The following is a 19,246-nucleotide window of genomic DNA, read 5'->3' as shown; positions in this document are numbered from 1 at the left end:
AGGCGGCATGACAGCGGCGGACAGCTATTCCTACGGGCCATATCACGACGGGCCGGATCCGCTCGCGCCTCCGCTCGACCTGCGTGAAGCGTTGGCCGATATCGGCCGTGAGGTGATGGAGGGCTCCTCCCCGCGGTCGGCCCTCGAGGAACTGTTGCGGCGTGGAACGACCGGATTGCCGGGGCTCGAGGAGCTCACCCGGCGGTTGTGGGAACGGCGGGCCGAGATCTCCCGTAACCATCGGCTGGACGGGACGCTGCAAGAGGTTCGGGAGCTGCTGGACAAGGCGCTGGAAGCCGAACGCCGGGCACTGTTCCCCGACCCCTCCGACGACGCCCGGTTCGCCGAAATGCAGCTGGATGCCCTGCCGTCGAGTACCGCGGGTGCGGTCCGCGAACTCGGTGAGTACCAGTGGCGTTCGGAAACCGGACGCGAGAACTACCGGCAGATTCGTGATCTGCTGGGCCGGGAATTACTGGAATCCCGCTTCCAAGGTATGAAACAGGCGTTGCAGAGCACGACCCCCCAGGATGTCGAGCAGGTCCGGCAGATGATGTCGGATCTCAACGACCTACTGGCCGCGCACGGCCGCGGCGAGGACACCACCGCGCAGTTCGCCGAGTTCATGGCCGAACACGGCGAATTCTTCCCCGAGAACCCTCGCAATACCGAGGAATTGATCGACAGCCTGGCCGCCCGCGCCGCCGCCGCGCAGCGGATGCTGAATTCGATGTCGGATCAACAGCGGTCGGAGCTGAACGAACTGCTCGGGCAGGCGTTCGGCGATCCCGCACTGGCGCAGCAGATCGCGGCATTGGACGCCAATCTGCGCGATCTGCGCCCGGGCGAGGACTGGGAATCGGGCCGGCGGTTCCGCGGCGAGGATCCGCTGGGTATGGGGGACGCTGTGGAGGCGATGCAGGACCTCGGTGAACTCGACGAACTCGCCGCGCAGCTCGCGCAGTCGTATCCGGGTGCGCGGCTCGAGGATATCGACCTGGAAATGCTGGAACGACAGCTCGGCGCCGACGCCCGGGTCGATGCCGCCCGCCTGGCGGAACTGGAACGTGAGCTGCGCCGCCAAGGCCTGTTCGAGCGGGCGCCCGATGGATCGTTACGTTTGACCCCCAAGGCTTTACGGCGGCTCGGTGAGGTGGCGTTGCGAGATGTCGTCGGCCAGTTGCGCTCCCGCAAAGGCGAGCGGGAAACGGCCCGAGCCGGGGCCTCCGGGGAACCGACCGGGGCGAGCCGGCCGTGGCAGTTCGGCGATACCGAACCGTGGGACGTCTCACGGACAGTGCGCAACGCGGTGCTGCGGACGGCATCCACCGGGAGCCCCACGGTGACCTTGGATGTCGCGGATGTGGAGATCGCCGAGACCGAGCAGCGCTCCCGTGCGGCAGTCGCGTTGTGTGTGGACACCTCGTGGTCGATGGTGCAGGACGGGCGCTGGGTTCCCATGAAACGCACCGCGCTGGCGCTGCAACACCTGATCAGCACCCGGTTCCGCACCGACGCACTCGAACTGATCACCTTCGGCCGCCATGCCACCACGGTGGAGATCGGGGAACTGACCGCGCTGGAACCGGTCTGGGAACAGGGCACCAATCTGCACCACGCACTACTGTTGGCCGGCCGGCATCTGCGCCGCCACCCCGACGCCGTGCCCGTGGTACTGGTGGTGACCGACGGTGAACCCACCGCCCATCTGGAATCCGACGGGACATCGTTCTTCAACTGGCCACCGGACCGGCGCACCCTCGCGACCACCATGATCCAGGTCGATTCCCTGGCGAAACTGGGTGCATCCATTTCGGTGTTCATGCTCGGTGAACAGCCGCGGCTGGCCGCCTTCGTGGATATGGTGGCCCGGCGCAGCGGCGGCCGGGTGGTGGCGCCGGATCTGGACGGTCTCGGTGCGGCCGTGGTCAGCGACTACCTGCGAGGCCGGCGGCGCTGACCCACGGGTGTGGACGCGAGGAGAGCGGATGCGGTTGGACGAACGGCAGGCTCGGGAGCGGTTCGCTGCGGCCCGGGTCGCCCGGCTCGCCACGGTGACCCCCGAGGGCGGCCCGCATATCGTGCCCATCGTTTTCGCTGTCGACGGCGATACGATCTACACGGCCGTGGACGCGAAACCGAAATCGACCACGGCCCTGCGCCGGCTCGCGAATATCACAGCGAACCCGCAGGTCGCAGTGCTCGCGGACTTCTACGACGAAGACTGGGCCCGCCTGTGGTGGGTACGCGCCGACGCCGCCGCAGCCACGGTCACGGGAGTGCAGGCGCGCACCGGTATCGAGCGATTGACCGCGCGATACCCGGTCTACCGGGACCAGCCGCCGCCCGGGCCGGTGCTCGCGCTCGAGGTCACCCGCTGGTCCGGCTGGTCCGCCGGGCCGACTTGATGTGCCGAATCCACACCCCGCGGGTATCACAATGAATGACGGGCCGGACGCCGAGCTGTTCGCCGCGGATGCCGATTCGGCGATCGAGGATACGGCCCATGGATTCGCCTCGGCGACGGCCGGTTCCGATCCGGTCCAGGGGCGCGCCCCGGCCGTTCGGGTCAGATGTTCCCCACCCGCTCCGGGTGCCGGGCCGCCGCATCCCAGGCGACAATCGCGCCCCGATCGTGGCCGACCAGGTGAACTTGCCGCGGGCCCAGCGCATCGGAGAAGCGACAGGCAACGCCGGCGGGGGAGCCGGCGTATGCCCGTTCAGGTCTTGTTCACTGACCGCCCATGGCGAACCGCAGCAGCGCCTGCTTATCGCCCTGCTTGATCTTGCCCTTGCGGTTCAGCACTTCCAGCTGCCAGGCATTGCCGTTGCGGAACGCGCGGGCCACGGCGTTCGCATTGTCGGCCCCCAGCAGCGACGGCCAGATATCGGCCACCTGCTGGCTGCTGCCACCGGACGCGTCGTACACCTTGAAGGAGATATTGTTCGCCTTCTCGAAGGAGGTTCCCTTCTTGAACGCGGCCGCGACGAAGATGACCGCGTCGATACCGTCGGGAACATCGCCGAACGTGACGTGCACGGTTTCGTCGTCCCCGGCGGCCGCACCGGTCTGCTCGTCGCCGGAGTGCAGCACCGAGCCGTTGCCCAGCGGGTCCAGCGAGTCCAGGCCGGCGAACCGCACCGGTTCACTGCCCTGCATGAGGATGGCGATGAGGTCCAGGTCCACCCCCTTCTTGCGGCGCGCCCAGCCGAGCGCGCCACCGCTGGCGCCCGCGGAGGGATCCCAGCTGACGCCGACACTCAGCTTGGTCATCCCCGCGAGATCCGCAGCGCCGTCTTCTTTTTTGAGCGTGATCATGGGCTCAACGGTACCGGCTGCCGGAGAACACCACGTGACCGGCGAGTTCGTTCTTATCGACCGCCCGAACGCGCGGGCCGGTACGGGCGCGGCCAGGGGTGGCGCACGACTCCTTCGACGCTTTCGTTGAACCGCTCCATCAGCCGGACCAGCTGGTCGATTTCGTCGTCGGGCCAGTCGGCGAGCATATTCGCGACTCCGCTGCGCTGCAGTTCGAGATCGGCCTCGATGAGCCGGATTCCCTTTTCGCTCGGCCGGATCTTGCGTGCTACCCCGCCGTCGGGGTCGGGGACTCGTTCCACCAGGTCCTGTTCGATCATCGCGGCAACCTGCCGGTTGATCGTGGAGACATCGAGACCGAACGCCTCGGCCAGTTCGCGCAGCGACAGCGGTGCCCCGAGCTGTAGGCGGGTCAGGATCAGATACGCGGATCTGTCCAGCTGGAACGGGGTTCTGCGGCGCGCGGCGGGATGGTGCCGGGACAGCAGGGTCAACTCCAGGACGAGCCGTGCAAGGACGGTCGGATCCCGGTGATCCGCCGCACCGGCGGGCAGAGCCGAATCGGACATTCGGCCACTATGGCGTCTGATTCGTCCGATTGCAAAATTGTGCACCATACACAGGCTATGTAACGTGCATAGGCGTGACCGCCGTTGCCGATGACCCCTCCAGATCCGGCGAACGGGGTCGTCCGGGCGTATCGCCGACCATCCTGATCGCGACGCTCAGCACCATCGGCATCGTCGTCTCGCTCATGCAGACACTGGTCGTCCCGCTCATCCCGAGCCTGCCGGCCCTCCTGAACACCACGCCCACCAATGCCTCCTGGGTGATCACGGTGACCCTGCTGGCTTCGGCGGTGTGCACGCCGATCAGCGGCCGTCTCGGCGATATGTTCGGCAAACGCCGCATCCTGCTGTTCGACCTGCTCGCGATGGTCATCGGCTCGGTGCTGTGCGCGATGTCGTCGTCGCTGATTCCGTCGGTCGCCGGGCGCGCGCTCCAGGGGGTGGCGATCGGTGCCATCCCGTTGGGGATCAGCATCCTGCGCGACGAATTACCGCCGGAGCGCGTCGGTTCGGCCATGGCGGTGATGAGTTCCACGCTGGGCGTGGGCGGGGCGATCGGATTACCGCTGGCCGCCGTCATCGCCGAGCACGCCGATTGGCATGTGCTGTTCTGGGCCGCGGCCGCCATGGGCACGGTCGGGGCGGGGCTGATCTTCCGGTTCGTCCCCGAATCGCCGGTGCGCACACCCGCCCCGTTCGATTTCGGTGGTGCCGCGGGATTGGCTACCGCCCTGCTGGCCCTGCTCATCGCGATCACCCAGGGCGCGCAATGGGGTTGGACCAGTTCCTCGATCCTCACCCTGTTCGCGATATCGATCCTGGTCTTCCTCGGCTGGGGCCGATACGAGATCAGCCGCCGGCACCCGCTGGTGGATCTGCGGGTATCCGCGCGACCCCGCGTGCTGTTCACCAATATCGCCTCGATCGCCGTCGGATTCTCCCTCTACGGCATGTCGCTGACCTTCCCGCAGCTGTTGATGGCCCCGGCCGAAACCGGCTACGGATTCGGCTTGTCCATGGTTGCGGCCGGGCTGGCGCTGGCACCGAGCGGCTGCGTGATGATGCTGCTCTCCCCGGTATCGGCGCGGATCTCGGCCCGCTTCGGCCCGAAACTGACCCTCGGGATCGGGTCGGGCGTGGTCGGTCTCGGCTATCTGTGCGCTTCGGCGATGATGAACAGTGTCTGGCAGATCATGCTGGCGTCGGTCCTGGTCGCGGGCGGTGTCGGGCTGGCTTACGCCGCGATGCCCGCGCTGATCATGGGTGCGGTCCCGGTCACCGAAACCGCGGCCGCGAACGGGTTGAACGCACTGATGCGTTCGGTCGGCACATCCACCTCGGCCGCGGTGATGAGTGCGGTGCTGGCCAATATGACCATCACCCTCGGCAGTCAGGCCCTGCCGTCCCGGGATGCGTTCCACACCACCTTCCTGATCTCCGTCGCCGCCGCCTGCGCGGCCATCGCGCTCACCGCGCTGATCCCGAAACAGGCCGACGTGGCGGATACCGCATGATGAAGCGGTGCGACCCTGTGGTTACCGCGGCGCCCGGTGCGTACGCTCCGTGCCGTGTGTTCACGAACAGGGCATCGGATCCGAAGCAGCAATGGTGAACACGAATAACCGATACGCCCTCCCGCGGAGTCGGCCGGCGCGACGCGCGGCAATTTCCTGGTGTGCCCTGGTAGCCGTGATGGCCGCGGTGTCAACCGGTTGCGCGCTACCCGGATCCGGCGACGGTATCGTCGGGGATCGGCTCACCGAATTTCCGGCCGTCGACCGGTCCGCACTGACATCGGCGCAGGCCAGGATCGTCGACGCTGCCGCGGCCGAGTTCGCCGCGCCCCGCTCCGGGCCCGGATACTCCGAAGGTGCCACCGAACCCTGGTGCGCGAACTTCGTGAGCTGGGTGTTTCGCGCCGCCGGGATGCCGCTGGTCAACCCGAATTCCGGCTCTTGGCGGATCCCCGGCGTGTACACCCTGCAGGAGTACTTCCAGAGCCAGGGCCGGTTCGTCCCGTATCGGCCGGACTACCGGCCGGACACCGGAGAAGTGATCCTGTACGGCCCGGACAGCAGGTTCGGACAGCACACAAACATCGTGCTCGTTTCCGAAGGCGGAGTCCTGACAACGATCGGCGGCAACGAAGACGACGAGGTACATATCGAACGGTGGAATCCGGCCGTCACCGCCGATATCGCGATCGTCGGATACGGCCGGTTGTAGCCGACCGGGACAGCTCCACCGGGCCGAAACCTCGATCGCGTAGCGTGAGCTCCAGCGGTGGAGGTGAAGGTGTCGGAACGGCTCATGGAACCGGTCGAAGCAGTCGAGATGGAATGGATCGACTACGCCGAATTCGGCGAACGATTCGTCACCCACGCGGTGACCGAATCCCGGATCGAGGCGGCGGTCGCCGGGATCACCGGACGTGGGCTGAGTATCGGCCCGTTCAATCTCGGCCCGGCCGGGCTCGCCGGTTTCCGGGCCGAAGGCCGGATCGGCCGGCCCGAGGTGGTGCGCCGCGGTTCGCGGGTCAGCTTCGATGTCCGGATACCGGTCTCGCTGGCCGCGAAAATTCTGCTCGGTGGCCGTCGGCTCGGGCTGGAAACGGTGGTCTCGATCGACCTCACCTTCCACGCCCGCACCGCTGACCCGCTGCTCATCGTGATCGATATCCCCGAGGTCCGGCGGTCGGATGTACGGGTGCTGTTGCGTCTGGCCGCGGCGGATTCGGTGGCCGAATGGATGCTCGACCCGATCTCCGGACTGCTGCAGAACGAGGTGGCGAACCGGGTGAATGCGATGCTGTGCGATCCCGGTGTCATGCGCAGCCGGATCTACGATGTCGAGGCCATCGTCGACGGCCGGCGTTCCCCGCATCGTCGCCGCACCGAATTCGAGTGGATCGACTACGCCGAGTTCGGCCGCCGTTTCTTCCCGTGGATGGTCACCCGGGAACGTCTTGGCGGTTTCGTCGCGTATCTGGCCGGCCGGCCGATCGAAATCGGCCCTTTCCGCACCGGTCCCCGCGCGGCTGCCGAGGTCACGGTGCGCGGCGAGGTCGGGCAGCCGCTGCTCACCGACCTACCGGCGGCGCCGGCGGCGGACGGCGATATCGCTTTGGTGCGTTTCGATCTCACGGTCCCGGTATCGCTCGACATCACCGTCAACGTCCTCAAGGACAACCGCTACCGGGCCGACCTGGAGATCCCCCTGGTCCTCACCGCCCACGCCGCCGACCCGCTGCTGATCGTGGTCGAGGTGGATCCACCCGCCCGCGAAGACGTCCGCCTCGAATACGCGGCCCAGGGTATGCGCGCGGCCGCTCTGGGAGTCCTGGGCGGAATCAGGAAACAGATCATCGCCCAGGTGGTGCGAGTCGTCCGTGCCGAACTCTCCGACCCGGCCACCCGCACCCTGGATGTAGCCGCACGGATCGACCGTCTGCTGTAACACCGCCGCCGAGTACCGCAGGGCCCCGCGCGTCAGCGTGGTAGAGCACACCGCACGTGTTGCAATGGTTTCCGCGTTCGAGGTTGTCGATGCGCACTGTGGCGGGACGGCACCCGAACGGACTTTTGCGGTTTCCAGCGGGTGCGAAGGAGTCTTGGATGGTTTCGCTGTCACGACGTGCGCTGCTCGGGTACACCGCCGCCGGTGTCGCGGCGGGAGCGGTGGGTTCGGTGTTCGGGGCCCGGCCCGCCGCGGCCGCACCGCGGGGGACGTTGCTCGACTATGCGGCGGGTGTCCCGTCGGCGGCGGCGATCAAGGCAGCAGGGCACGCGGGTGTTATCAGGTATGTGTCGGATCGCCGCCCGGGAGCGGAGTGGATGGAAGGGAAACCGCTGCTGGCCGTGGAGGTCTCGGCATTACGCGAGGCCGGGCTCGCGATAGTGTCCTGTTACCAGTTCGGCAAGGGACCCACCGCGGACTGGCGGGGCGGGCTGGAAGCCGGGAAGCGGCATGCCGAACGCGGGCTGGAATTGCACCGTGACGCGGGCGGTCCGGAGAATCGGCCCATCTACGCGTCCATCGACGACAATCCCACGCCGGTCGATTTCGCGACCATGATCCTGCCGTACCTGCACGGCTGGCAATCGGTGGTGGGGCGCGAGAACACCGGTGTCTACGCCAATGCCCCCACCATCGAACTGGCCCGGATCGCGGGGTGGGGGCATGGTTCTGGCAGCACGATTGGGGCACCCCGGAGGGATTCGTCCATCCGGCGGCGAATCTGCACCAGTTCGAGATCGACGATCGCACGGTGGACGGGGTGGGGGTGGATGTGAACAATATCCTCACCGCGGAATACGGCGCCTGGTGAGCGGCGGTTACCTCGTCGCAGGCTTCGGCCGGTTCGCCGCCACATACATGTAGATCAGCGGTACCACCGCCCCGCTCAGGAACAGCAGCAGTGTCGGCAGATCACTGCGCAGCGGGTAGTCACCGCCCGGACCCCGGCTGGCGGCGATCAGGAACGCGGCCAGCCAGGCGCCGACCGGCAGGAAAAGTACCGACAGCCGGGTGCTCACCGTCGCAACCGCCCACACCAGCGCCAGATTCACCGGTCCGGCCAGGATCGCGGTGATCGGTACCGGCACCGTGCCGATATAGAGCGGGAGATAGAGCACCTCGAGGATCAAGGCGATCACCGCGTCCATGACGAGTACGGCGATGATCAGCGGGCCGGGTATCCCGATCACGGCAGCCGCGGCCCAGCCGCCGATCCGCGACCGCGGGCTCCGGGCCGGGGCCGCCGAATCGTCCACGGTGGCGGTCACCCGCGCGGCCGAGTCGCCGGCGGTGCACCTGCTGTCACCCGTGCCGCGCGGGCCGGGCCACCCTCGAATTCCCAGTACTGCATGCGGACGAGTGTATTCGGCGCCGCGGTACGCGGCGGCTACGCCAGTCCGGCGAACAGATCGTCTTCGCGGCCGTCCTCGGCGCGCGGCCCGATCCGGCCGCGGGCCAATATGTAGTGCTCCTCGGGAAGAACCGGCTGGGCGACCATATTGGTGAGCGCGAACTCGCGCCCCGAGGGCGCGACGGCGAGCTGGGTGGCATGGGCCCGCAGCGCGGCACGTTTACCGGGCAGCACCTCGGCAACATCGATCGTCGTGGTCACCGAAGCGCTCGGTACACAGGCCAGTTCGTTCTCGGCCGCGAGCCGCCAGCCGGGGGGCAGGGCGCCGGGCAGGCCGTCGACGGTGCGCCGGGCCAGTGCCCGCAGATGATCGTGCAGGATATCGGCGTCGGTCACGGTCCAGTAGAGCTTGGGAGTGTCCCAGCCCGCGGCTGCCGCGGCCGTCACCGCGGTGGTGGTGACCTGATGTGCCCGGATATGGTCGGGATGCCCGTAGCCGCCGTGGGGGTCGTAGGTCACGACCACGCGGGGCCGCAAGCGCAGGATCACCTCGACCAGCGCTTCGACGGCGGCGTCACCGGACCGGACGAAGGCACGCGGATGTTCGGCGGCCGGGGTGCCTGCCATACCGGAATCGCGCCAGCGGCCGGCACCGCCGAGGAAACACGGGGGCCCGGCGCCGAGTTCGGTGAGGGCGCGGGTCAGTTCGCCGATGCGGTAGCCGCCGAGCTGGTCGGCGTGATCGGCGGCCAATCCGGCCCATTCGTCGCCGATGATCTCGCCTTCTTCACCGAGCGTGCAGGTCACCACGGTGACCGGGTACCCGAGTCGGCGGTAGTGCGCGATGGTCCCGCCGGTGGTGATGCTTTCGTCGTCCGGGTGGGCGTGCACCAGCAACAGCCCGCCTTCTCGCCCGGCGCCGGACCGGTCGGCGGACGTCACGGTATCCGCCGCCACATCGCCGCGTCACCGAAGATGCCCGCCTGGATGGCTCCGCTGAGCGAGGCGCCGTCCACCGAGGGGCCGGCCGCGGCGACCACGTTGTCCTGCACGATCGGCAATACGATGGATTCGCCCCACAGCCGTGGTTCGGCGTCGGCCAGGGTGCGCGGCACCTCGACCCCGTGCAGGGCGCCGGCGATCGCCGGCTGGAATTCCGGATCGCAGACACCGGACAGGTTGCTGGGCGCCTGGCGCGCCGCTTCCACGGCGGCGGGCACCTCGGTTTCGGTTTCACCGTCTTCGCGCGACCCGGCGGGGGCCGCGGGCGGACAACCGTAGCGGGAGGCCAGTGCTGTGGCGGGGTCACCACCGGTCGCCTCCCAGCCGACCACGGCGTCGATGGTGTTCTCGACCAGTTCCTTCCCGTACAGCTCGTCGGCCGGCAGGCTGCGCACCGAGGCATCGATACCGGCGCTGCGCAGCTGGTCGGCGGCGGTATTGGCGACGGCCAGGGCAGTATCGTCGCCGGTCACCGCGCCGATTCGCAGGACGAGTGGTTCACCGTTGCGGGCCAGTGAACGCGGTCGCGGTGCGGGGGAGGTCGCCGAGACCGGGGGTGGTTCCGGTGCCCGGCCGAAACCGGCCTCGGCCAGCAATCCGAAGGCCTGGTCGGCATTGAGCGGCGGTGGCTGGGTGGATGTATAACCGGGGTCGGAGGGGGAAAGCACCTGTGCGCGAACCGGTTCCACCCAGTTCCCGGTCTGGGCGCCGACGGTGGCCAGTAGTGCCGGGTCGAGCAGGGCCAGTACCGCCGTGCGCACCCGGTGATCGGCGAGGACACCGTCGCGGCCGTTGAGGGTCAGCCGTAGCTGCCGGGATTGCGGCATGATCGCGGTCCGCACCGAGGGGATCGCGGCGAGCTGGGCTTCGGTGGCGACACCGCCGTGTACGAGTGCCATCTGGGTATCGCCGTTGCGCAGCGAATCGGCGAGCTGGGCGGTGGTGCCGCCGCGGCGCAGCAGGATTTGGTCGGGCCGGGCGGGGGTGCCCCAGAACCGGTCGTTGCGCTCCAGCAGGATCTCGTCGCGGCCGGGGTCGGCGGATTCGATGGTGAAATTACCGCCCGATACCGGGATCTGCTCGACCAGTGTGCGCTGGAAGCCGCCCGGCGAATCCTTCATCAGATGTGAGGGCAGCAGATTCGCGAACAACTGCGACCATGCCGGATACGGCTCGTTCAGGACAACGGTGACGGTTTTTCCGCCGCCCGACGAGCGGACATCGGAGATGAGCCGGTACCCGGCGGGGTCGATCACTCCGGGCTGGGTGATCATCTGCTGCCACAGGTACCAGAAATCCTCGGCCGCGATGGGCGCGCCGTCGGACCAGTTGGCCTGGTCCTTCAACTGGTAGGTGATGGTGAACGGCGCCTGTGAGGTGACCGTCGCCGATTCGAGCAGGGCGGTATCCGGTACCCACAACGTCGCGCCGGGCGCGGCCGGATCCGGGGTCGGCCGGAAGGGACTCGGCAGCACCATGGCCGCGACCGCCGACGTCGCCGGGGACTGGTTCGACCGCAGATGCGGATTGAACCCGATCCCGATATCGTCGACGGCCACCACCACCGTGTTCTTGGTCGGCTGCGCCGGTTCGGTTTTCGGGCTGTCGGTACTGGCGATGGGCGGCGGTGGGTCGGCGGTGCAGCCGGCCAGTACCGGAACGAGCACCGCCAACAGCACCAGCAGCCCGCGCCACACCGCGCGCCTCCCCGAAATCATCTTCGGCACTCTACCCAACGCCCGGCAGTCACGTCCGGCGGCGAAACCGGTTACAGCGCGGCCCGGTCGCGGGCCTTGCGGCGGGACAGATCCCGGGCCCGTTCATTGGCGCCCAGCGTCACCTTGCGCACCCGCACGACCTCCGGGGTCACCTCGACGCATTCGTCGGCCGCGCAGAATTCCATGGCCGCTTCCAGATCCAGCTGCAGCGGTTTGGCGAGCGTCTCCATCACATCGGCGGTGGAGGAGCGCATATTGGTGAGCTTCTTCTCCTTGGTGACATTGATATCGAGGTCCTCGGCGCGCGGGTTGACCCCGACGACCATGCCCTCATACGTTTCCGCACCGGGCTCGACGAAGAACTGCCCGCGATCGGCGAGCTGGATCATGGCGAACGGGGTCACACTGCCGGCCCGGTCGGATACCAGCGATCCGGTGTGCCGGGCGCGGATCTCGCCCGCCCAGGGTGCGTAGCCGTGGAAGACGGCATTGGCGATACCGGTACCGCGGGTCTCGGTGAGGAAATCGGTACGGAACCCGATCAGCCCGCGTGAGGGCACGATGAACTCCATCCGCACCCAGCCCGCGGCATGGTTGTTCATCTGCACCATCTTGCCCTTACGGGCGGCCAGCAGCTGGGTGATGGCGCCCAGGTATTCGTCCGGGCAGTCGATGGTGAGCTCTTCGAACGGCTCGTGCACCTTGCCGTCGACCTGCCGCGTCACCACCTGCGGTTTGCCGACGGTCAGTTCGAAACCCTCGCGCCGCATCTGCTCGACCAGGATGGCGAGGGCGAGTTCACCACGGCCCTGCACCTCCCAGGCGTCCGGGCGGCCGATATCGAGCACCCGCAGCGAGACATTGCCGACCAATTCCTGGTCGAGTCGCGATTTCACCATGCGGGCGGTGAGCTTGTGCCCCTGTACCCGGCCGACCAGCGGCGAGGTATTGGTCCCGATGACCACCGAGATGGCGGGCTGGTCCACCGTGATCCGGGGCAGCGCGACCGGCTCGTCGGGGTCGGCGAGGGTATCGCCGATCATGATGTCGGAGATACCGGCGACGGCGACGATATCGCCGGCCACCGCGACCTCACCCGGCTGCCGCTCGACCCCGACGGTCTGCAGCAGTTCGGTGATCTTGACGTTCTTCACGCCGTCCGCATGCATCCACGCAACGTTCTGCCCCTTGCGGAGTTCGCCGTTGTGGATCCGCACCAGCGCGAGACGGCCCAGGAAGGCCGAGGCGTCGAGGTTGGTGACATGGGCCTGCAGCGGTGCGGCCGGGTTGCCCTTGGGGGCGGGGATGTTGTGGAGCAGCACATCGAACAGTGCGTCCAGGTTGTCCGCGTTCGGCACCTCGCCGTTCTGCGGCTGTTCCTTGGACGCCTTGCCCGCGCGGCCCGAGGCATAGAGCACGGGCAGATCCAGGGCCAGTTCGGCGGCCTCGGCGGCGTCGTCGTCGAGATCGGAGGCGAGGTCCAGCAGCAGATCGTGGCTTTCCTCGACGACCTCGGCGATGCGGGCGTCGGGGCGGTCGGTCTTGTTGACCACCAGGATCACCGGCAGGCAGGCCGCGAGGGCCTTGCGCAGCACGAACCGGGTCTGCGGCAGCGGCCCCTCGGAGGCGTCCACGAGCAGCACCACACCGTCGACCATGGACAGGCCGCGTTCGACCTCACCGCCGAAATCGGCGTGGCCGGGGGTGTCGATGACATTGATGACGGTGACGCTGCCGTCCGGATGGTGCCGGTGTACGGCGGTGTTCTTGGCGAGAATGGTGATTCCCTTCTCGCGTTCCAGATCGCCGGAATCCATCACTCGATCGACGAGTTCGGCGCGTTCGGCGAAAGCGCCGGACTGCCGCAGCATGGCGTCGACGAGCGTCGTCTTGCCGTGGTCGACGTGTGCCACGATGGCGACGTTGCGAAAATCGCGTGCAGACGACACGCCGGTTCCTCCTGCTGGTTGGCTTTTGCTTATCGGCCGGACCCTGAGATCGGGGAGATACGGACTTACCGGCATCTGGGCCGTTTACACCCTACCGGGGTCGAGGTCGCCTACTCGCGCCGCCCGAAGGTAAGGGTATGCTAACCCGCATGGGCAAGGTCAAGGCGAAAGAGGTATCCGGCCTCAAGCCGAAGAAAAAGTGCTGTCGGAAGAAGACGCGCTGCGTGAAATGCCCTGTCGTCATCATGCGGATGAAACGCCTGGAAGCCGCGGGCGCCACCGGCAAGGAATTGAAAAAGGGCCTGAAGAAAGCGCGCGCCGCCTGAGCCGACTTCGCCGACGGCGAATCGTCGGCGGCCACTGTTGTGAGAATGTGAATTCGCGGGGTACCACGTGCGTATGACCACACCACTGCTCACCGAAACCGAGATCACCGACGCCCTCGATTCGCTGCCGGAATGGTCGCGTGCCGGCGATGCGATCAATCGCACCGTGCAGGCATCCTCTTTCCTCGCCGGTATCGAGCTGGTACGGCGCGTCGCGGAGGCCGCCGAGGCGGCGAATCACCATCCGGATATCGATATCCGCTGGCGCAAGGTGACCTTCGTCCTGTCCACGCATTCCGCGGGCGGGCTCACGGCACAGGACGTGGCGCTGGCCCGGGAGATAGATCGGCTGGCGGGGCGGTGATCCGGGATACCTTCCGGCCCGCCCAGATGGTCCAGGCGTAGAGCGCGAGCACACCGATCATATCGACGGCGCCCAGCCACGACCACAGCCCCCACCGCGAGATCGTCCAGATCGAATCCTGCAGGAACGACAGCACCCAGGGAGCGCCCACCAGAGTGGTGAGCAACCAGTACCCGGCCAGGATCTTCGCCCCGGCCACCTCCCGGAACGGTCCATAGAGCAGCCAGAGGACCGTCGGCAGCAGCCAGCCCCAGTGATGGGACCAGGAGATCGGCGAGATCAGCAGTCCGAACAACTGCACGATCAGCGCGGTACCGAGCAGGTCGTCGCGGCGCAGCGCCCGCCAGGCGAACCAGCCCAGTGCCGCCATCACCACCACGCCGGCGATCCACCACGGCCCGGTGCCGACATCGGTACCCAGCAACCGGCTCAGCGCTCCGCGCAGGGACTGGTTCCACACCGATCCCACCGGGCCGATCCGGTCGGCATCACCGAGCAGGGTGCCGAAGTAGCGCCGGGTCTCCTGCGGATTGATCAGGAAACTGGCCCCGACCGTCAGGCCGAAGGCCACCGCCGACCAGGCCGCCGCGAGCCAGCGACGCCGCGCCAGGAAATACAGACCGCTGATCGCCGGCGTCAGCTTGATCCCCGCGACCACCCCGACCAGCGTCCCCGAGATCCACCACCGCGTACTGCGGACGGCGAGCATCACCCCGAGCATCAGGAAGACGTTCACCTGCCCGTAGTCGATCGTCGTGCGTACGGGTTCGAACCACAGGCCCACCGCCGTCCACGCCACCGCGGCGGTCCGCCACCGCGGCTCGGTCAGTGCCTCCGGGCCCAGCATCAACTCGAACGCGATCCGCACCACCCAGTAGAGGGCGGCGACGATCGCGAACAACCACAGCACCGCGACCACGGTGAACGGCAGGAAGTGCAGCGGGAAGAAGACGACCGCGGCGAACGGTGGATAGGTGAAGGGGAGCGGGAAATCGGGGGTCTTCTCGGCGTAGGTGAAATCGTAGAGACGGTCGGTGAGCAGCGACGCCGAACCGTCCACGTAGACGTGCAGATCCACCAGGTTCATACCGTTGGGCGTCAGCAGCATCCACAGCAGGCGAACCGCCACGCTGATTCCCAGTGCCGCCAGGGCCAGGCGAAACGGTGTGAACCCCCGAAGGTCGGTCCGGGCGCTGGGCTGATTCAAGACATGGGCTTTCGAGTCGGTCCGGGTCGGTGGCCGGACCCGGCGCGGCGGCAGGAGTTTCCGGCGCGGAATACATTAACCCGACCGTGTGGGAGCGCTGTGCGACCGGTTGGCTGGATCGTCCGCGGGTGTCGGCGAGCGGAAAACCGGCGACGCCCGGAAACATCGGGCTACCCACGCGACACACATATACATTCGACTCAAATTTCACACATGTCACAATGGTTACCCGCTACTGTCTGGTATCACAGCGAAATAGGGGTCGCAATCGCTACCCCGGTGCTGTACAACGCGCGCCAGTGTCCTTAGAGTGACCCCGAAACGACGGCTTTTCAGCGTCGCCCAGATGTACCCGAGGTAAGGACGGCTAGACCAGTGCTTCGCACCCGAGGATCGCGGATCGCAATGTCCGCGCTCGCCATTGCGGCGGGCGCCTCCCTCGTGGCGCCCGCGACGGCCGTCGCGGCCCCGGCCACCGAGACATCGGTGAACAGCGTCCCGATGGTCCCCGAAGGGGTCCCGGTCGACGTTCTCGCCGCCCTGGCCCCGGTTATCGTCAATCCGCCGGCGGCGCCCATCGCCCAGGATGTCGCCGCGCCGGGTAGCCCCCAGGCCGCGATCCTGGCGCAGGCCCGCGTGCTGCTGGACACGGTGAATCTGCCCCCGCAGATCAAATCGACCCTCGAACGGGTCATCACCTTCCTGGACGGAAGCGGTGGCGGCGGTCCCGATATCCCGGAATCCGGACCGGTGATCGCCCAGTTCCTCTACCCGACGATCGGTAAGGACTGCATCGCCCCGTCCGGCGATTCCGTCGGCACGGCCCTCGCGGTCCCCGGTCCGGCGCAGCTGCCGCCCCCCGGCCCGGCCGCCGGCCAGACCGGTTTCGTGTTCACCGCGCTCGGCACCGAACGTCCCACGGCCGAACAGCCGCAGCCGATGACGGTGCAGTGGCGCAATATCGATACCGGAGCCGTCGGCACCGAGGTGCTCACCGACGAAGCGAAGATCAACCCCGACGGTCCCGCGACGCTTTCGGCGATTGCGAACACGGGCACCGGACGCGTTGTCGCGGTCATCGGCGGCGGGCTCACCACCCAGGCCACCGAAACCGAGGCGCGCACCTGCTCCTTCGCCCCGACACTGGGCTTCTTCACCGTCGGCTAGTCGAACCCGCTGTATTTCCGGCGCATTCGTGCGCCGGAAAACAGTCCCGGTTGTGGTAAACCGGGGATATGGCGACTGTCGAGCATTCGCACAGGTCGATCCGGAGTCGGCGCGCGTCGCGGTCGATTCTTTCCATCAGGTCCGAGGGGTCGATCCTGTCGATCGGATCGGCGTACTCCATCCTGTCCATCGGCAGTGCCGGATCGGTGTTGTCGATCGGTTCGATCGGATCCTTCGGATCGCTCATCTCCAGCGGGTCGTTCCTGAGCCTCGGTTCGGCGCTGTCCGGGCTGTCGCGCTGGTCGCTGCTGTCGTGGATGGGTAACCATTCGAGTCCGGACGAACGACCCGGGCTGCGGGTGGTCGCGGACGAACCCGATCTCCGGGTCGCCCCGACTTGTCACTGCCAAACCTGAGGTGTGTTTGTTCGTGGCGTCTTCGGCGCCGAAACCTAGAGATCAGGGGTGACCTTTTCGATCAGGGGGCGAACCTGCTCGAGAGGGATGTCCGGGATCGAATAGACCTTCTTGCCGGCGGCGGTGGCCGCCGAGAGCGTGGCCAGACCGGCGCGGCGCTGCCAGAAGGTCTGCCGGACCGTCCAGCCGATGATGCCGGGTGCTTCCAGGCAGGAACGTTCCCGGTCGAGGGAGCCGGAGCGGACCACCAGCCAGGTCGGTGCGCCGGCTTCCGCGGGCAGGACCGCGTGGCCGAGGCCGCGGTAACGATCCTCGGCGAGCAGCGCGCAGATCGGGACGAGTGCGATCGGGATCAGCCACCACCACACCGCGATCTGCCATCCGGCGGCCGTGGGAATTGCCAACGCCGCCAGCACCAGTGGTACCGGCCAGCCTGCCCGGATATGGCGGCGGCGCCGAGCCGCCGGTCCGTGCGGGGTGAGCGGGATCCGGGCGGGTGCCCGAAGATGCGGTAGCGCCTCGAGATCCGGGGCGGGCTGATCACGCCGGGGGCGGAGCAGATCGGCGAGGGTGCGTTCGACGGCCGCTCGTGGGGATTGCGGCAGAATTTTCTGCCTCGGGTTCTCGCCGGTCATGATCGCTTCGAGCTGGGCGGCGCCGGCCGAGCGCAACAGCAGCGGTTCGATGATCGTGGCCCCGCGCAACCGGGCCGTATCGAGAGTGATCTGCCGCAGCGTGAACAGGCCGCGCCGGACCTGCAGGGTGCTGCCGTAATCGGTGACGCGCAACCCGAAGTACGTGATCAGATAGTGCGCACAGGCTGCCACGCTGACCACCACCACGATGGCGGCCAGGAGCAGTACGCCGAGGATGATGAGCGCCGCGACGCCGACCCCGCGCACCGTATCCACGGTCTCGCGGTCGACCCGGATCGCGGTGGAGCCCAAGCCGAACTGGGTGGCGATACCGAGGGCGGAGGCGGCGAGGGCGAACCCGGTCAGCGACAGCGGTGCGTAGCGCACCCACTCGGCCCGCCAATGCCCGATTTCGCGGCCCGCTGCGGTATCGATCCCGTGGTCCGTAGCGGAATCGGTGTCACCGCCCACCGCCGCGCCCGCGTGGCCACCATCGGCGCCGGCGGGAGCGCTGGTGTCGTCCGGATCGAGTTCGGATATTCGCGGGCCGTCGGCGGAGATATGGGGCCGACGGGTGTGTGCGAGCAGTTCGGTCCGCAGCGGGCGCACCTGATCGGCGGCCAGTGCGTCGAGAGTGAACCGGTCGTCAGCCCCGGCTTCCTGCCCGGTACCGATCACCACCGCGGCCAACCCCAGGACCCGGTGCAGCGGGTCGGCCTCGATATCCACCGACCGGATCCGGGCCCGCGGCACCGATAGTCGTTTCCGCTGGATCACACCGGTGCGGAGTTCGACGTGGGTGGGACTCATCCGGTAGGTGGTGGTGAACCAGAGTGCGAGACCGTACGGGATGACGATGACCGGGCCCAGCAGGGCCCACAGTGGATTCCCGGAGCTGACCCCGAGTATCGCGCCACCGATCACCGCCGGCAGGAATTTCATGACCGCCTGCACCGGATGCACCAGCAGCATGCGGCGGTCCAGGCGCTGCCAGGGGCCTTCGCCGGTGGTCACCGCCGCCGGCGCGCCGGTATCGGGACGGGCTGCCGGCTGCTCGTCGGCTGGGCCGCTCATGTCGCGTCCCCACGGTGCCGGGCCGCGATCTCGGTCAACTGCGCCACGGTTTCGTCGGCGAGCGATTTGTCGAGCAACCCGATACGTACGGCGCCCGCCGAGGATGCCGTGGTGACGGTGATCGTCGACAGGCCGAGCAGCCGCTCCAATGGGCCACGTTCGGTATCCACGGTCTGCACCCGGGAAATGGGCGCGACCCGGCTCTCCAGGGACAACCAGCCCACCCGGGTGTACACCGCCTCGTCGGTCACCTCCCAGCGGTGCACCCGATAACGCCAGCGGGGCACTACGATCGTCGCCAGCACGGCAACGGGAACGACGACCACCGCCGCGGCCACCTGCCAGGGGCGGCGGTCGGGATCGACAACCATCCATGCCACCAGCGCGGCGATGAGGACCAACCAGGTCAGGGCGATTTCCACCGTCCACAACGTCTTCGCGCGGGGGCTGGGCCGCCGAGCGGGATCGAGCAGCGGATCGGTGGACCGAGGCGGGCTGTCCGGCGACATGTACTCATGGTCGCACGCTTGTTCGGAGTTTCGGCCCGGACAAGATCGAACGGTGGTCCGGCGGTTCCCGCGCACAGCCCCGACCTGCACGGAATAGCCCGCGTTACAGCGGGGTTGTGAACGC

General features: G+C 67.9%; 18 protein-coding genes and 2 pseudogenes. 10 read left to right on the top strand and 10 right to left on the bottom strand.

The window, feature by feature from the left end:
- The first annotated feature begins 7 nt into the window (after positions 1-7).
- The gene (locus ON22_RS21125) at positions 8-1,960 is read left to right on the top strand and encodes a vWA domain-containing protein (RefSeq protein ID WP_033243345.1); all 1,953 of its coding nucleotides are present in this window, start codon (positions 8-10) and stop codon (positions 1,958-1,960) included.
- 34 nt (positions 1,961-1,994) lie between these two features.
- The gene (locus ON22_RS21120; RefSeq protein ID WP_033243656.1) at positions 1,995-2,408 is read left to right on the top strand and encodes a TIGR03668 family PPOX class F420-dependent oxidoreductase; all 414 of its coding nucleotides are present in this window, start codon (positions 1,995-1,997) and stop codon (positions 2,406-2,408) included.
- 161 nt (positions 2,409-2,569) lie between these two features.
- Here the strand turns inward: ON22_RS21120 and ON22_RS36795 are convergent.
- The 3 genes and pseudogenes from ON22_RS36795 to ON22_RS21110 form a co-directional block, all read right to left on the bottom strand.
- A pseudogene (locus ON22_RS36795) lies at positions 2,570-2,671 on the bottom strand (alpha/beta fold hydrolase); the annotation flags it as partial.
- A gap of 60 nt (positions 2,672-2,731) precedes the next feature.
- Positions 2,732-3,319, bottom strand: a complete 588-nt coding sequence (locus tag ON22_RS21115) for a TerD family protein (RefSeq protein ID WP_033243344.1) — start codon at positions 3,317-3,319, stop codon at positions 2,732-2,734.
- Positions 3,320-3,372: 53 nt separating this feature from the next.
- Positions 3,373-3,888, bottom strand: a complete 516-nt coding sequence (locus ON22_RS21110) for a MarR family winged helix-turn-helix transcriptional regulator (protein ID WP_051157894.1) — start codon at positions 3,886-3,888, stop codon at positions 3,373-3,375.
- 74 nt (positions 3,889-3,962) lie between these two features.
- On the opposite strand from ON22_RS21110, the gene ON22_RS21105 reads away from it, so the two are divergent.
- From ON22_RS21105 to ON22_RS21090, 4 genes and pseudogenes are all read left to right on the top strand, one after another.
- Complete coding sequence (locus tag ON22_RS21105) at positions 3,963-5,402, top strand: MFS transporter (RefSeq protein ID WP_033243343.1); 1,440 nt, start codon at positions 3,963-3,965, stop codon at positions 5,400-5,402.
- A gap of 178 nt (positions 5,403-5,580) precedes the next feature.
- Complete coding sequence (locus ON22_RS21100) at positions 5,581-6,114, top strand: CHAP domain-containing protein (RefSeq protein WP_231508499.1); 534 nt, start codon at positions 5,581-5,583, stop codon at positions 6,112-6,114.
- Between the two features lie 69 nt (positions 6,115-6,183).
- Complete coding sequence (locus ON22_RS21095) at positions 6,184-7,344, top strand: hypothetical protein (RefSeq protein WP_231508498.1); 1,161 nt, start codon at positions 6,184-6,186, stop codon at positions 7,342-7,344.
- 158 nt (positions 7,345-7,502) lie between these two features.
- A pseudogene (locus ON22_RS21090) lies at positions 7,503-8,215 on the top strand (DUF1906 domain-containing protein).
- 7 nt (positions 8,216-8,222) lie between these two features.
- On the opposite strand, the gene ON22_RS21085 reads toward ON22_RS21090, so the two are convergent.
- The 4 genes from ON22_RS21085 to typA form a co-directional block, all read right to left on the bottom strand.
- Entirely contained in the window at positions 8,223-8,672 is a 450-nt protein-coding gene (locus ON22_RS21085; protein ID WP_033243341.1) for a hypothetical protein, read from the bottom strand.
- 119 nt (positions 8,673-8,791) lie between these two features.
- A complete protein-coding gene (mshB, locus tag ON22_RS21080) occupies positions 8,792-9,697 on the bottom strand; it encodes an N-acetyl-1-D-myo-inositol-2-amino-2-deoxy-alpha-D-glucopyranoside deacetylase (protein WP_033243652.1) in 906 nt (301 codons plus the stop codon).
- Positions 9,694-11,475 (bottom strand): ABC transporter family substrate-binding protein, encoded by a 1,782-nt coding sequence (locus tag ON22_RS21075; RefSeq protein WP_033243340.1) that lies wholly within the window; start codon positions 11,473-11,475, stop codon positions 9,694-9,696. Before ON22_RS21075 ends, mshB begins: the two co-directional genes overlap by 4 nt.
- A 50-nt stretch (positions 11,476-11,525) precedes the next feature.
- Entirely contained in the window at positions 11,526-13,424 is a 1,899-nt protein-coding gene (typA, locus tag ON22_RS21070; RefSeq protein WP_033243339.1) for a translational GTPase TypA, read from the bottom strand.
- Between the two features lie 149 nt (positions 13,425-13,573).
- Between typA and ON22_RS37260 the strand changes: the two genes are divergently transcribed.
- Both ON22_RS37260 and ON22_RS21065 read left to right on the top strand, forming a co-directional pair.
- Positions 13,574-13,750, top strand: a complete 177-nt coding sequence (locus ON22_RS37260) for a hypothetical protein (protein ID WP_086007781.1) — start codon at positions 13,574-13,576, stop codon at positions 13,748-13,750.
- Between the two features lie 73 nt (positions 13,751-13,823).
- Positions 13,824-14,114 (top strand): 4a-hydroxytetrahydrobiopterin dehydratase, encoded by a 291-nt coding sequence (locus tag ON22_RS21065; protein ID WP_033243338.1) that lies wholly within the window; start codon positions 13,824-13,826, stop codon positions 14,112-14,114.
- Here ON22_RS21065 and ON22_RS21060 read toward each other — a convergent pair.
- Positions 14,059-15,321: a mannosyltransferase gene (locus tag ON22_RS21060; protein ID WP_081595735.1), complete on the bottom strand. Its 1,263-nt coding sequence runs from the start codon at positions 15,319-15,321 to the stop codon at positions 14,059-14,061. The two genes, ON22_RS21065 and ON22_RS21060, sit on opposite strands and share 56 nt — an antisense overlap.
- Positions 15,322-15,726: 405 nt before the next feature.
- Here ON22_RS21060 and ON22_RS21055 point away from each other — a divergent pair, with 405 nt between their 5' ends.
- Together ON22_RS21055 and ON22_RS21050 are read left to right on the top strand one after the other, a co-directional pair.
- Positions 15,727-16,488 carry an Rv1157c family protein gene (locus ON22_RS21055; RefSeq protein WP_231508497.1) on the top strand — a complete coding sequence of 254 codons (762 nt, stop codon included), beginning with the start codon at positions 15,727-15,729 and terminating at the stop codon, positions 16,486-16,488.
- 68 nt (positions 16,489-16,556) lie between these two features.
- Entirely contained in the window at positions 16,557-16,904 is a 348-nt protein-coding gene (locus ON22_RS21050) for a hypothetical protein (RefSeq protein WP_033243336.1), read from the top strand.
- Positions 16,905-16,939: 35 nt separating this feature from the next.
- On the opposite strand, the gene ON22_RS21045 is transcribed toward ON22_RS21050, so the two are convergent.
- Positions 16,940-18,613: a PH domain-containing protein gene (locus tag ON22_RS21045; RefSeq protein WP_033243335.1), complete on the bottom strand. Its 1,674-nt coding sequence runs from the start codon at positions 18,611-18,613 to the stop codon at positions 16,940-16,942.
- Entirely contained in the window at positions 18,610-19,122 is a 513-nt protein-coding gene (locus ON22_RS21040) for a PH domain-containing protein (protein WP_033243334.1), read from the bottom strand. Before ON22_RS21040 ends, ON22_RS21045 begins: the two co-directional genes overlap by 4 nt.
- Positions 19,123-19,246 lie beyond the last annotated feature (124 nt).

The organism is Nocardia carnea NBRC 14403, from assembly GCF_000308515.1.
GTDB classification, from domain to species: Bacteria; Actinomycetota; Actinomycetes; order Mycobacteriales; family Mycobacteriaceae; genus Nocardia; species Nocardia carnea.
This window is presented reverse-complemented; position numbering and strand designations above follow the sequence as displayed.